Below are 13,426 nucleotides of genomic sequence, written 5' to 3' on the forward strand. Positions count from 1 at the left end.
GCTACCGCCCGTCGCGCGGCTCCGGGCGCACATGGACGACGTCCCCCGCGCCGACCGCCCGCCGCCCGCCGTCCGGGGTACGGACCACCAGCTGCCCGGCCCCGTCCACCGCGACCGCCTCGCCGACCAGCTCCCGGTCGCCGGGCAGCAGCACCTTCACCGGCCGGCCCAGCGTGGTGCAGCGCTGCGCGTACGCGCGCAGCAGGCCGCTGGCGTGCGGGTCCCCGCCGGCGGCCGTCCACTCCCCGTACAGCTCGGCGAACTCGCGCAGCAGCGCGCGCAGCAGGGTGGGCCGGTCGGTGACGGCGGCGCCGGCCAGGGCGAGCGAGGCGGCGGTGGGGACGGGCAGCTCGGCGGCCCGCAGCGACACGTTGAGGCCCAGACCGGCGACCACCGCCCCGCCGCCCAGCTCGGTCAGGATGCCGCCGATCTTGCGCTCCGCGCCGTCGACCTCCACCTGCAGGTCGTTGGGCCACTTCAGACCGACCTCGACCTCGGCGACCCGGCTCAGGGTGCTCGCGGCGGCGACGCCGACCAGGATCGGCAACCAGCCGTACCGTTCGACGGGTACCTCGTCCGGGCGAAGCAGGAGGGAGAGGAAGAGGCCGGAACGGGCGGGCGCGGTCCACTGCCGTTCCAGCCGGCCCCGGCCGGAGTTCTGCGACTCGGCGATCAGCACCGCGCCCTGCGGGGCGCCCGCGCGGGCCCGGGCGGCGAGGTCGGTGTTGGTGGAACCGGTCTCCTCGACGACGTCCAGCGAGGTCCAGAGCCCACCGGGGCGCACCAGGTCCCGGCGGAGCGTGGCGGCGTCCAGCGGCGGGCGGTCCAGGTCGGTCCACGGCGACGGTCCGGCGTGGCCGAGGCCGCGCAGTCCACTGCGGCGGGGGGTGTCGGAGGTCATGCGGCTCACCCTAGGCGGACAGCGGGTCCGCCACCGGCCGGGTGGCCGTACGCCGTCCCATCGTCTCCCGGAACGGGCACCGACGACACTGTGGCGCTGGCCATAACGGCCGGACATTACGCCGGGCCCTCCGCGCTGGCTACGCTACCCAACGGTAGTTCGTTGTGCCGCCCTGCACCCCTCGTCCGCGCCGCCCCCACCCGGCCCGCGCCACCGAAAACAGGTAGCGGCCCAGGATCAGGGAGAGCCACCGGAATGACCGAGGCGTCGCACGACCCGCACACCACCGCCGGCAAGCTCGCCGACCTCCGGCGCAGGATCGACGAGGCGGTGCACTCCGGCTCCGCCAAGGCGGTCGAGAAGCAGCACGCCAAGGGCAAACTGACGGCCCGGGAGCGCGTCGCGGAGCTGCTGGACGAGGACTCCTTCGTCGAGTTCGACGAGTTCGCCCGGCACCGTTCGATCAACTTCGGCCAGGAGAAGAACCGGCCGTACGGCGACGGCGTGGTGACCGGCTACGGCACCGTGGACGGCCGTCAGGTCGCGCTGTTCGCGCAGGACTTCACCGTCTTCGGCGGCTCGCTCGGCGAGGTCTTCGGCGAGAAGATCGTCAAGGTCATGGACTTCGCGCTGAAGACCGGCTGCCCGGTCATCGGCATCAACGACTCCGGTGGCGCCCGGATCCAGGAGGGCGTCGTCTCGCTCGGCCTGTACGGCGAGATCTTCCGCCGCAACGTGCACGCCTCCGGGGTGGTCCCGCAGATCTCGCTGATCATGGGCCCCTGCGCGGGCGGCGCGGTCTACTCCCCCGCGATCACCGACTTCGTGGTGATGGCCGACCGGACCTCGCACATGTTCATCACCGGCCCCGACGTGATCAAGACCGTCACCGGCGAGGACGTCGGCATGGAGGAACTGGGCGGCGCGCGCACCCACAACACCAAGTCCGGCAACGCGCACTACCTGGCGGCGGACGAGAAGGAGGCGGTCGAGTACGTCAAGAGCCTGCTCTCGTACCTGCCCTCCAACAACCTCTCCGACCCGCCGGCCTTCCCGGAGGAGGCGGACCTGTCCGTCACCGACGAGGACCTCGAACTCGACACCCTGGTGCCGGACTCGGCGAACCAGCCGTACGACATGCACCACGTGATCGAGCACGTCCTCGACGACGGCGAGTTCCTGGAGACCCAGCCGCTCTACGCCGGCAACATCATCACCGGCTTCGGCCGGGTCGAGGGCCACCCGGTCGGCATCGTCGGCAACCAGCCGATGGACCTGGCGGGCTGCCTGGACATCGCCGCCAGCGAGAAGGCCGCGCGGTTCATCCGCACCTGCGACTCCTTCAACATCCCCGTCATCACCTTCGTCGACGTGCCCGGCTTCCTGCCCGGCACCGAGCAGGAGTGGGACGGCATCATCCGCCGCGGCGCCAAGCTGATCTACGCCTACGCCGAGGCGACCGTCCCGCTGATCACCGTGATCACCCGCAAGGCCTTCGGCGGCGCGTACGACGTCATGGGCTCCAAGCACCTCGGCGCCGACCTCAACCTGGCCTGGCCGACCGCGCAGATCGCCGTGATGGGCGCCCAGGGCGCGGTCAACATCCTGCACCGGCGGGAGATCGCCGAGGCCGACGCGGCCGGCCTGGCCGAGGAGAAGCGGGCCGAGCTGATCGCCTCCTACGAGGACACCCTGCTCAACCCGTACCTGGCGGCCGAGCGCGGCTACGTGGACGCGGTGATCGCGCCCAGTGAGACCCGCCGGCACATCGTCCGCGGCCTGCGCGCGCTGCGCGGCAAGCGCGAGGTGCTGCCCCCGAAGAAGCACGGCAACATTCCGCTGTAGTGGCTCCTCCCAGGAGGAACGCGAGAGGATTGAGCATGGCCCCGATCCATGTGCTGCACGGGCAGCCGACCCCCGAGGAGCTGGCCACCGTCCTGGCGGTGGTCCAGTCCCGGGCCGCCGCCGCGCAGGCCGCCGCCGAGGCGGCCCGCCGCGCGGGCGACGGCCCGGACTCCGCCTGGAACGACCGCGCGCGCCGACTGCGCGCGACCCCGCGCCCCGGCGTCAACGCCTGGCGCACCTCCGGCTGGGCCGGTTAGCGAGGCTCGTCACGGCCGCCCGGCACCGCCCACCGCGGTGCCGGGCGGCCGTTCGCGCTCCCGCTCCGGGCCCGGATTGCCCCGAAAGCTGAGTACGCGTACTCAGGCGCCCCGCCGACCGGGGGCGCACCCTGGAACGATGCTCTGGTCAGACCCCCGCGACGAGCCCTCCCCGGAAGCCCGGCGCATGCAGCGACGACTGCACCGGGCCGGCCATGTGCTCGCCGTCCTCACCCTGGTGATCGCCGTCCTGCTGATGGTCTGACGACCGCGGAACGACCGCCCGGAGCAGCCCTCTACCCTGGTGGCATGACCGACCGCCGCTCCCTCGTGCTCGCCTCCGCCTCCCCCGCCCGGCTCGGGCTGCTGCGTCAGGCGGGCCTCGACCCGCGCGTGGTGGTCAGCGGCGTCGACGAGGACGCCCTCACCGCCGCCACCCCCGCCGAACTCGCCCTCGTGCTCGCCGAGGCCAAGGCCGAGGCCGTCGCCGTCACCCTCACCGGGGGCGAGCTGGTGATCGGCTGCGACTCGGTGCTGGAGCTGGACGGCCAGGCCCTCGGCAAGCCCGCCGACGCGACCGAGGCGCTGGCCCGCTGGCAGGCCATGCGCGGCCGGGCCGGGGTGCTCCGCACCGGCCACTGCGTGATCGACACCGCCACCGGTCGGCAGGCCTCCGCCACCGCCTCCACCACCGTCCGCTTCGGCACCCCGGACGACGCCGAGGTCGCCGCGTACATCGCGACCGGCGAGCCGCTGCACGTGGCCGGGGCGTTCACCCTGGACGGCCGTTCGGCCCCGTTCGTCGAGGGCATCGACGGCGACCCGGGCAATGTCATCGGGCTCTCCCTGCCGCTGCTGCGCGGACTGCTCGCCGAACTCGGCGTGCGGATCACCGACCTCTGGGTCTGACGGGCCGACCGGCCCGGCACCCGGGCCGCGCCCACCCCCCTTGCCCGCACCGGACCCTGCGCGTACGACGGGCCCGCGTACGCCGCGGGCCCGGTCGTGCCGGGGCGTCTCCCGCCCGCCGGGAGTCGGCCACCGGAGCGCCGCCGGGGCGTCGCCCACGCGCCAAAGAGCGGCACAATTGTCGCCATCTGCCCCGCCGACAATCCGATGTGATGCACGCTAGAGGGGCGCCCGGACGGCGCCGACGCTCCAAACCGACGGGGGAGATGGCGAGCGGATGACCGACAGTCTGCTCAACGTCCTGCTGGGCCTGGTGGCCAGCGCGATCAGTGCTGTCCTCGGCTGGCTCGGCCAGAGCCTGCGCCGAAGACGCCGGCTGGAACGGACCAGGGACTTCCTCGGCCTGCCCGCCGGCAGCGAGTGCCTGATCGTGGTCAACCGCAGCATCGGCACCGGCGCGCACCCCCGGACGGTCACCCGGCGCGACGCCTACGCGCTGATGGAACTGGCCGCCCTGGTGAAGGAGTGCGGCGCGCACACGGACCTGGTCGCGCACGACGCCGCCCCGCGCGGCCTCGGCGCCAAGACCGAGTTCTGCTTCGGCGGCCCCGTCTCCAACGAGCGGATGGCCGCCCACCTGGCCTGGGGCCTGCCGGGGGTCGTGATCTCGAACGACCAGGTGGTGCGGGACAACACCATCACCATCGGCGGCCGGTCGTACGCCGCCGACCTCCGGGCCGGGGAGTACGTCCTGCTCGCCCGGCTGGCCACACCCGGGCACGGCCGCCCGGTCTTCCTGATCTCCGGCCAGACCGGCATCGCCAACCACGCCGGCGTCCGCCACCTGGTCACCCACCACCGCCGGCTGGTCCGCCGGTACGGCACGGACGGCACCTTCGCCCTGCTGCTCAAGGTGGTCAACCCGGGCGCCTACGGCCCGGACGTGGTCGAGCAGATCGCCGACGTCACCGCCCTGGCCCTGGAACGCGCACCGACGCCTCCGGGCGGTCCGGACACCACCGCCGGAACCGCACCCGGAACCACGCCCCCGGTCGCAGCCGCGACGACACCCGCGCCGACCCCCGGCCCGGCCCCCGCCTCCGCCCCCATTCCTTGAACGGCACGCGCGCCGCCGGCAGGTGCCACCCGGCCCGCCGGACCCACCGCGCCGCCACGCCGCCCCGTCACCGAGCGCAGTCGCCGCACCACCCGGGCCGCATGCGCCATCACCTGCACATACTCCCGTCGGGCCGCCCACCACCCGTCCGGGCGCATCACCCTCTGTGTGGGATAGTTCACAACCTGGGGCTACTCGCCGGTACTGCCCAGGAATCCATAAACTCAACGAGGTTCAAGAAGGGAGCCACAGTGCGCAAGGTGCTCATCGCCAACCGCGGGGAAATCGCTGTCCGCGTCGCCCGGGCCTGCTCGGACGCCGGTATCGCCAGCGTCGCCGTCTACGCCGAGCCGGACCGGGATGCGCTGCACGTCCGCGCGGCCGACGAGGCTTATGCGCTGGGCGGCGACACCCCCGGCACCAGCTACCTGGACATCGCCAAGGTCCTCCAGGCCGCCGCCGACTCGGGTGCGGACGCCGTCCACCCCGGCTACGGCTTCCTGTCGGAGAATGCCGAGTTCGCCCAGGCAGTGCTCGACGCGGGCCTCACCTGGATCGGCCCGCCGCCGCAGGCCATCCGCGACCTGGGCGACAAGGTCACCGCCCGGCACGTGGCGCAGCGCGCCGGTGCCCCACTGGTCGCCGGTACGCCGGACCCGGTCTCGGGTGCCGACGAGATCGTCGCCTTCGCCCAGGAGCACGGCCTGCCGGTCGCCATCAAGGCGGCCTTCGGCGGCGGCGGTCGCGGCCTCAAGGTCGCCCGCAACCTGGAGGAGATCCCGGAGCTGTACGACTCGGCGGTCCGGGAGGCGGTCGCCGCCTTCGGTCGCGGCGAGTGCTTCGTCGAGCGCTACCTGGACAACCCGCGGCACGTCGAGACCCAGTGCCTCGCGGACAAGCACGGCAACGTGGTGGTCGTGTCCACCCGTGACTGCTCGCTGCAGCGCCGGCACCAGAAGCTGGTCGAGGAGGCGCCCGCGCCGTTCCTGACCCCCGAGCAGAACGCCGAGCTGTACCGGGCGTCGAAGGCCATCCTCAAGGAGGCCGGTTACGAGGGCGCCGGCACCTGCGAGTTCCTGGTGGCGGTGGACGGCACGATCTCCTTCCTGGAGGTCAACACCCGTCTGCAGGTGGAGCACCCGGTCACCGAGGAGGTCACCGGGATCGACCTGGTCCGGGAGATGTTCCGGATCGCGGACGGCGAGGAGCTCGGTTACGGCGACCCGGAGGTGCGGGGTCACTCCTTCGAGTTCCGCATCAACGGCGAGGACCCGGGCCGCAACTTCCTGCCCGCGCCGGGCACGGTGACGCTGTTCGCGCCGCCATCGGGCCCGGGCGTCCGGCTGGACTCGGGCGTGGAGAGCGGTTCGGTCATCGGCCCCGCCTGGGACTCGCTGCTGGCCAAGCTGATCGTCTCCGGCCGGGACCGCAAGCAGGCGCTGGAGCGGGCGCGGCGCGCGCTGGCCGAGTTCAAGGTCGAGGGCATGGCGACGGCCATCCCGTTCCACCAGGCGGTCGTGACCGACCCGGCGTTCGCGCCGGAGGTGCACGGCAGCGAGGGCCCGTTCACGGTCTACACCCGGTGGATCGAGACGGACTTCGACAACACCATCCCCGCGTTCGTCGGTACGGCCGGCGAGGGCGAGGAGGCCGAGGGCCGGGAGACCGTGGTCGTCGAGGTCGGCGGCAAGCGGATCGAGGTCTCGCTGCCGTCCTCGCTGGGCGTCGCCGCCGCTCCGGCGGCCGGTGCCGGGGCCGCGAAGGCCAAGCGCCGGGTCGGTGCCAAGAAGGCCGGTTCGGCGGTCAGCGGTGACACGCTGGCCTCGCCGATGCAGGGCACCATCGTGAAGGTCGCGGTGGAGGAGGGTCAGGTCGTCGCCGAGGGCGAGCTGATCGTCGTCCTGGAGGCGATGAAGATGGAGCAGCCGCTGAACGCGCACAAGGCGGGCACGATCGTCGGCCTCAAGGCCGAGGTGGGTGCGAGCGTCTCCAGTGGCGCGGCGCTCTGCGAGATCAAGGACTGATGCGGGGCCCGATCGGGCGCTGACAGGTCCGCCGCCGGTCCGTACACCTTCGGGTGTGCGGACCGGTCACGTTTTCGGCGGCCGTGCGGTGGTGCATGGTGCGATGCGCTGCGCTGCGGCGCGCTGCGATGCGGTGCGGCGAGCCGGAGCAGCGGCCCCGCCCCGCGGGCCTCAGCGCCCGCGCGGCAGGCCCAGTTCGGCGAGTCTGACCGGCATCGGGCCACCGGGCCCGCCCGGCCCGCCGGGACCGCCGTGGGTGCCGGGCCGCCGCTGGCCGGGCAGCGGGGCCCCGCCGGGCGGCGGCGCGCTGCGGCGGACCAGCGGGCCGGGCTGGGTCTGGTGGACGGGACCGCTGCCGGTGCCGTGGACCGGGGCGTCCCCGGTCGGCGGGGTTCCGAGCGGGGCGAGGTCGATCTGCACCCCGCAGTCGGCGAGCGCGTCCAGTTCGCGGGCGGTGGCGTCGTCCGCGGTGGCGTGCTCGTCGGTGACCAGCCGGGTGATGGTCTCGGTGGGGACGGTCTGGAACATGGTGTCCGCGCCGAGCTTGGTGTGGTCGGCGAGGATGATCACCTCGGCGGCCGACTGCACCAGTGCCCGGTCCACGCTCGCGGAGAGCATGTTCGTGGTCGAGAGCCCGCGTTCGGCGGTGAGCCCGCTGCCCGAGACGAAGGCCTTGGTGACCCGCAGCCCGTGCAGCGACTGTTCGGCCCCGCTGCCGACCAGGGCGTAGTTGGAACCGCGCAGGGTGCCCCCGGTCATCACCACCTCGACCCGGTTGGCGTGCGCCAGGGCCTGGGCGACGAGGAGCGAGTTGGTGACCACCGTCAGCCCGGGCACCCGGGCGAGTCGGCGGGCGAGTTCCTGGGTGGTGGTGCCTGCGCCGACCACCACGGCGTCGCCTTCCTCCACCAGTCCGGCGGCGAGATCGGCGATGGCGCTCTTCTCGGCGGCGGAGAGGTGGGTCTTCTGCGGATAGCCGGGTTCGCGGCTGAAGCCGCCGGGGAGCACCGCGCCGCCGTGCCGGCGGTCGAGGAGCCCTTCTGCCTCCAGGGCCCGTACGTCGCGGCGCACGGTCACTTCGGAGGTCTGGACGACGCGGGCCAACTCCCGGAGCGAGACGGCTCCGTTGGCGCGCACCATTTCGAGGATCAACTGGCGACGTTCTGCTGCAAACACAGAACCGACGGTAACCTGCGTGACCGTCTGCTTTCAGGCGTTTGCTGCTAGTAGCGGGAATTGCTCACGCCCGAGCGGCGCGTGACCGTACAATTCGCGCCGCCGGTACGCCGGGGCTGCGCCCGCCGTCCGGGTGACACCCCCGGACGCGCGAAGGGCGGCCGCCGAACGGCGACCGCCCTCAACTGGGCACCGGAGGCTCAGGATTCGCCGGCGTCGCGCTTGCGGATGTGGAGCTGGCGGGCGGCCTCGGCGGTGGAGCCGGAGACCGACGGATAGACGGTGAAGGCGCTGGCCACCTGTTCGACCGTCAGATTGGCGTCCACCGCGAGCGCGATCGGGTGGATCAGTTCGCTGGCCCGCGGGGCGACGACCACGCCGCCGACCACGATGCCGGTGCCGGGGCGGCAGAAGAGCTTCACGAAGCCGTCCCGGATGCCCTGCATCTTGGCGCGCGGGTTGCCGCGCAGCGGGAGCTTGACCTCGACCGCGTCCATCTTGCCGCACTTCACATCGGCCGCGGTGTAGCCGACGGTGGCGATCTCGGGGTCGGTGAAGACGTTGGAGGCCACGGTCTTGAGGTTCAGCGGCTGCACCGCGTCGCCCAGCGCGTGGTACATCGCGATCCGACCCTGCATGGCGGCGACCGAGGCGAGCATGAAGACGCCGGTGCAGTCGCCGGCCGCGTACACGCCGGGGGCGGAGGTGCGGGACACCCGGTCGACCTGGATCTGGCCCCAGTCGTTGAGCTTGACCCCGGCCTCCTCCAGGCCCATCTCCGCGGTGTTCGGGATCGAGCCGACCGCCATCAGGCAGTGGGTGCCCTCGATCACCGTGCCGTCGGAGAGGGTGACCTCGACCGTGTCGCCGATGCGCTTGACCGTTTCGGCGCGGGAGCGGCTCATCACGTTCATGCCGCGGCGGCGGAAGACCTCCTCCAGCACCTCGGCGGCGTCCGGGTCCTCGCCCGGCAGCACCCGGTCGCGCGAGGAGACCAGGGTGACCCGGGAGCCCAGCGCCTGGTAGGCGCCGGCGAACTCGGCGCCGGTGACGCCGGAGCCGACCACGATCAGCTCGCGCGGCAGCTCCTCCAGGTCGTACACCTGGGTCCAGGTCAGGATCCGCTCGCCGTCCGGCTGGGCGTCCGGGAGCTCGCGCGGGTGGGCGCCGGTGGCGATCAGCACCGCGTCGGCGCGCACGGCCTGCACGCTGCCGTCGGGGGCGTCGACCAGCACCTCGCGGGAGCCGTCCGCGGCCTGCCCGCCGGTGCCCAGTCGGCCCCGGCCGCGCAGCACGGTGACGCCGGCCCGGGTGACGGACTGGGTGATGTCGTGGGACTGCGCGATCGCCAGCCGCTTCACCCGGCGGTTGACCTTGCCGAGGTCGACCCCGACCACCCTGGCCGGGCTGTCGATGTGCGGGGTGTCGTCGGCGACGATGATGCCGAGTTCCTCGTACGAGCTGTCGAAGGTCGTCATCACCTCCGCCGTCGCGATCAGCGTCTTCGACGGCACGCAGTCCGTGAGCACCGCCGATCCGCCCAGGCCGTCGCGGTCGACGACGGTCACCTCCGCGCCGAGCTGGGCCGCGACGAGCGCCGCCTCGTAGCCGCCTGGTCCGCCACCGATGATCACGATCCGAGTCACGTCACCCATTGTCCCGCACGCCGGGAGCACTGCCACGCCGGGGTCGGGGCTTCTGTCGGATCGGCCGGTGAACGTAGGCTTCGCCCCATGCCCCTTTACGCCGCGTATGCCACCAACCTCGATGCCCGGCAGATGACCCGCCGCGCCCCGCACTCGCCACTGCGCGGCACGGGCTGGCTGTCCGGCTGGCGGCTGACCTTCGGCGGCGAGCACCTCGGCTGGGAGGGTTCGCTGGCCACCGTGGTGGAGGACGAGAAGGACCAGGTCTTCGTCTCGCTGTACGACGTGTCGCCGATGGACGAGGAGGGGCTGGACCGCTGGGAGGGCGTCCAGCTCGGGATCTACCGCAAGACCCGGCTCCGGGCGCAGACCCTGGACGGCGACGTGCCGGTCTGGACGTACGTGCTGAACGACTACGAGGGCGGCCTGCCGGCGGCCCGCTACCTGGGCCTGATCGCGGACGCGGCGGAGAGCGCCGGCGCCCCCGACGACTACGTGCTGGACCTGCGCCGCCGCCCCTGCTGAGACCTCTTTGGAGATTGCTCCGGGTCGCGGCGCGTTTCCGCCGCCCCGGAGCTGTACGTTCACGCCATCCGGGTAACGATCCGGCACGTCGTACCAGGATTTTCTACGCGCGTAGCCATTTCCCGTCTATCCTCGGACGTGTGAACGCATCTCCTCAGTCGGTCGTCTCCGCCGACCCCTACGCCGCCGCCCAGGCCGCCGCCGAGCGCCTGCGCGAGCTGACCGGTGCCGAGCGCCACGACGTCGCCCTGGTGATGGGCTCCGGCTGGGTGCCGGCCGCCGACGCCCTCGGCGAGACCGTGGCGGAGTTCCCGGTCACCGACCTCCCGGGCTTCCCCGCCGCCGCCGTGGCCGGTCACGCCGGCACGATCCGCTCGGTGCGGATCGGCGAGAAGCGGGCCCTGATCTTCCTGGGCCGCAACCACTACTACGAGGGCCACGGGGTCGCCACCGTCGTCCACGGCGTGCGCACCGCCGCCGCGGCCGGCTGCGGGACCATCGTGCTGACCAACGGCTGCGGCGGTCTGCGCCCGACCTGGGTCCCCGGCCAGCCGGTCCTGATCAGCGACCACATCAACCTGACGGCGGACTCCCCGATCGTCGGCGCGAACTTCGTCGACCTCACCGACCTCTACTCCAAGCGGCTGCGCGAGCTCTGCCGCGAGGTGGACCCGACCCTCGACGAGGCCGTCTACGTCCAGTTCCGCGGCCCGCACTACGAGACCCCGGCCGAGGTCAACATGGCCCGGGTGATCGGCGGCGAGCTGGTCGGCATGTCGACCACGCTGGAGGCCATCGCGGCCCGCGAGGCCGGCGCCGAGGTGCTCGGCATCTCCCTGGTCACCAACCTGGCGGCCGGCATGACCGGCGAGCCGCTCAACCACGCCGAGGTGCTGGAGGCCGGCAAGGCCTCCGCCGAGCGGATGGGCGCGCTGCTGGCCAAGGTCCTCGAGCGGATCTGACGCCGGGCGACAGCGGCATGAGCGACGGGGCCCGCGGACGGGCGTGATCCGGTGATCACAGCCGCCCGCGGGCCCCTTCCGCGTGCCCGGGCCCGACACGCCGCCGCCCGGGGGCACCGGACACCGCCTCCCGCCGCCGGCACGCCGTACGTTTCGTCCCGCACCTCCCGTCCGGCACCGCCCGCACCTCCCTGCCCCGCCCCGTGCCTCCCGCACCCTCCGCACGACCGGCACCGCCCCGTACGACCGGAACCGCCCGACCCGCCGGGCCCGGTCCGGCCCGGTCCGGGGCCACCTCCCGGCCGACCACCGACGCACTTCCCGATGGAGCTGCAGCCATGACGCAGGCAACCACCACCGACCTCCTCGCCCGGGCCCGTACCTGGCTCGCCGAGGACCCGGACCCGCAGACCCGCGAGGAGCTCGCCGCGCTGCTCGCCGACGCCGAGACCCCGGACGCCGACGCCAACGCCAAGCTCGCCTGGTCCGAGCTGGCCGACCGCTTCGCCGACCGCCTCCAGTTCGGCACCGCCGGCCTGCGCGGCGAACTCGGCGCCGGCCCGATGCGGATGAACCGCGCCGTGGTGATCCGGGCCGCCGCCGGCCTGGTCGCCTACGTCAAGCGGCAGGGCCTCGGCGACCTGGTCGTGATCGGCTACGACGCCCGCCACAAGTCCTACGACTTCGCCCGCGACACCGCCGCCGTGGTGGTCGGCGCCGGCCTGCGCGCGCTGCTGTTCCCGCGCCCGCTGCCCACCCCGGTGCTCGCCTTCGCGGTCCGCCACCTCGGCGCCGCCGCCGGTGTGACCGTCACCGCCAGCCACAACCCGCCGCAGGACAACGGCTACAAGGTCTACCTGGGCGACGGCTCGCAGATCGTGCCCCCGGCCGACGCGGGCATCGCCGCCGAGATCGACGCGATCGGCTCGCTGACCGAGGTCCCGCTCGCCGCGGACGGCTGGGAGACGGTGGACGAGTCCGTCGTCGAGGCCTACCTCGACCGCGCCGCGTCGATCGTCGACCCGCACAGCGCGCGGGAGCTCGACATCGTCTACACCCCGATGCACGGCGTCGGGCGCGACACCTTCCTCGCCGCCATGGACCGGGCCGGCTTCCCGGCCCCCACCGTGGTCGCCGAGCAGGCCGAGCCGGACCCGGACTTCCCGACCGTCGCCTTCCCCAACCCGGAGGAGCCGGGGGCGATGGACCTCGCCTTCCGCACCGCCGCCGCGGCCGGCCCGGACATCGTCATCGCCAACGACCCGGACGCCGACCGCTGCGCGGTGGCCGTCCCGGCCGACGGCGGGGACGGCTGGCGGATGCTGCGCGGCGACGAGGTCGGCGCGCTGCTGGGCGCCGCGCTGGTCTCCAAGCGGGCCGCCGGCACCTTCGCCACCACCATCGTCTCCTCCACCCTGCTCGGCCGGATCGCCGAGGCCGCCGGGCTCGGCTACGCCGAGACCCTCACCGGCTTCAAGTGGATCTCCCGCGCCGGGGGCCTGCGCTACGGCTACGAGGAGGCGCTCGGCTACTGCGTCGACCCGGAGGGCGTGCGCGACAAGGACGGCATCACCGCCGCCCTGCTGGTCGCCGAGCTCGCCGCCACCCTCAAGCGCTCCGGCCGCACCCTGACCGACCTGCTGGACGACCTGGCGCTGGAGCACGGCCTGCACGCCACCGACCAGCTCTCCGTCCGGGTCGAGGACCTCTCGGTCATCGCCGACGCCATGCGCACCCTGCGCGAGCGGCCGCCGACGACCCTGGCCGGGCTCACCGTGGCCCGCGCCGACGACCTCGCCGCCGGCTCCGCCGAGCTGCCGCCGACCGACGGCCTGCGCTACTACCTGGCGGGCGACGCCGTCCGCTCGGCGCGGATCGTGGTCCGCCCCTCGGGCACCGAGCCCAAGCTGAAGTGCTACCTGGAGGTCGTCCTCCCGGTCGCCTCGGCCGCCGACCTCGCGGACACCCGCGCCCGGGCCGCCGAGCTGCTCGCCACCGTCAAGCGGGACCTCGCGGCCGCCGCCGGCATCGACGGCTGACACCCCGGAGAACGACGGAGGGCCC

At 73.6% G+C, this 13,426-nt stretch carries 12 protein-coding genes; 9 read left to right on the forward strand and 3 right to left on the reverse strand.

The features are described 5' to 3' along the window. Position 1 precedes the first annotated feature (1 nt). Positions 2 to 901, reverse strand: coding sequence for a biotin--[acetyl-CoA-carboxylase] ligase (locus tag ACW14Y_RS17060; RefSeq protein ID WP_456987476.1), 900 nt, complete (start codon positions 899 to 901; stop codon positions 2 to 4). A gap of 255 nt (positions 902 to 1,156) precedes the next feature. On the opposite strand from ACW14Y_RS17060, the gene ACW14Y_RS17065 reads away from it, so the two are divergent. From ACW14Y_RS17065 to ACW14Y_RS17090, 6 genes are all read left to right on the forward strand, one after another. Beyond that, on the forward strand, positions 1,157 to 2,746 hold the full coding sequence (locus ACW14Y_RS17065; RefSeq protein ID WP_456987478.1) for an acyl-CoA carboxylase subunit beta: 1,590 nt from the start codon (positions 1,157 to 1,159) through the stop codon (positions 2,744 to 2,746). A gap of 35 nt (positions 2,747 to 2,781) precedes the next feature. Further along, complete coding sequence (locus ACW14Y_RS17070; RefSeq protein WP_030393431.1) at positions 2,782 to 3,003, forward strand: acyl-CoA carboxylase subunit epsilon; 222 nt, start codon at positions 2,782 to 2,784, stop codon at positions 3,001 to 3,003. A 139-nt stretch (positions 3,004 to 3,142) separates the two neighbouring features. Next, entirely contained in the window at positions 3,143 to 3,268 is a 126-nt protein-coding gene (gene mmpB, locus ACW14Y_RS17075) for a morphogenic membrane protein MmpB (protein ID WP_380312857.1), read from the forward strand. A gap of 44 nt (positions 3,269 to 3,312) precedes the next feature. Further along, on the forward strand, positions 3,313 to 3,912 hold the full coding sequence (locus ACW14Y_RS17080) for a nucleoside triphosphate pyrophosphatase (RefSeq protein ID WP_380384008.1): 600 nt from the start codon (positions 3,313 to 3,315) through the stop codon (positions 3,910 to 3,912). Between the two features lie 277 nt (positions 3,913 to 4,189). Then, the gene (locus ACW14Y_RS17085; RefSeq protein WP_380384011.1) at positions 4,190 to 5,029 is read left to right on the forward strand and encodes a hypothetical protein; all 840 of its coding nucleotides are present in this window, start codon (positions 4,190 to 4,192) and stop codon (positions 5,027 to 5,029) included. A 251-nt stretch (positions 5,030 to 5,280) separates the two neighbouring features. Next, on the forward strand, positions 5,281 to 7,053 hold the full coding sequence (locus ACW14Y_RS17090) for an acetyl/propionyl/methylcrotonyl-CoA carboxylase subunit alpha (protein ID WP_380312863.1): 1,773 nt from the start codon (positions 5,281 to 5,283) through the stop codon (positions 7,051 to 7,053). Between the two features lie 171 nt (positions 7,054 to 7,224). Here ACW14Y_RS17090 and ACW14Y_RS17095 read toward each other — a convergent pair whose 3' ends face one another. Together ACW14Y_RS17095 and ACW14Y_RS17100 are read right to left on the reverse strand one after the other, a co-directional pair. Next, entirely contained in the window at positions 7,225 to 8,193 is a 969-nt protein-coding gene (locus ACW14Y_RS17095; RefSeq protein WP_456988190.1) for a DeoR/GlpR family DNA-binding transcription regulator, read from the reverse strand. A 236-nt stretch (positions 8,194 to 8,429) separates the two neighbouring features. Beyond that, positions 8,430 to 9,884, reverse strand: coding sequence for an NAD(P)H-quinone dehydrogenase (locus ACW14Y_RS17100; RefSeq protein ID WP_380309661.1), 1,455 nt, complete (start codon positions 9,882 to 9,884; stop codon positions 8,430 to 8,432). Between the two features lie 78 nt (positions 9,885 to 9,962). Between ACW14Y_RS17100 and ACW14Y_RS17105 the strand changes: the two genes are divergently transcribed. The 3 genes from ACW14Y_RS17105 (at position 9,963) to ACW14Y_RS17115 (ending at position 13,401) form a co-directional block, all read left to right on the forward strand. Continuing rightward, a complete protein-coding gene (locus ACW14Y_RS17105) occupies positions 9,963 to 10,400 on the forward strand; it encodes a gamma-glutamylcyclotransferase (protein WP_030393425.1) in 438 nt (145 codons plus the stop codon). A gap of 140 nt (positions 10,401 to 10,540) precedes the next feature. Next, the gene (locus ACW14Y_RS17110; RefSeq protein WP_266269790.1) at positions 10,541 to 11,362 is read left to right on the forward strand and encodes a purine-nucleoside phosphorylase; all 822 of its coding nucleotides are present in this window, start codon (positions 10,541 to 10,543) and stop codon (positions 11,360 to 11,362) included. 338 nt (positions 11,363 to 11,700) lie between these two features. Continuing rightward, positions 11,701 to 13,401: a phospho-sugar mutase gene (locus ACW14Y_RS17115; RefSeq protein WP_380309658.1), complete on the forward strand. Its 1,701-nt coding sequence runs from the start codon at positions 11,701 to 11,703 to the stop codon at positions 13,399 to 13,401. The last annotated feature ends 25 nt before the right edge of the window (positions 13,402 to 13,426 follow it).

The sequence above is a fragment of the Kitasatospora sp. cg17-2 genome, from assembly GCF_054031055.1.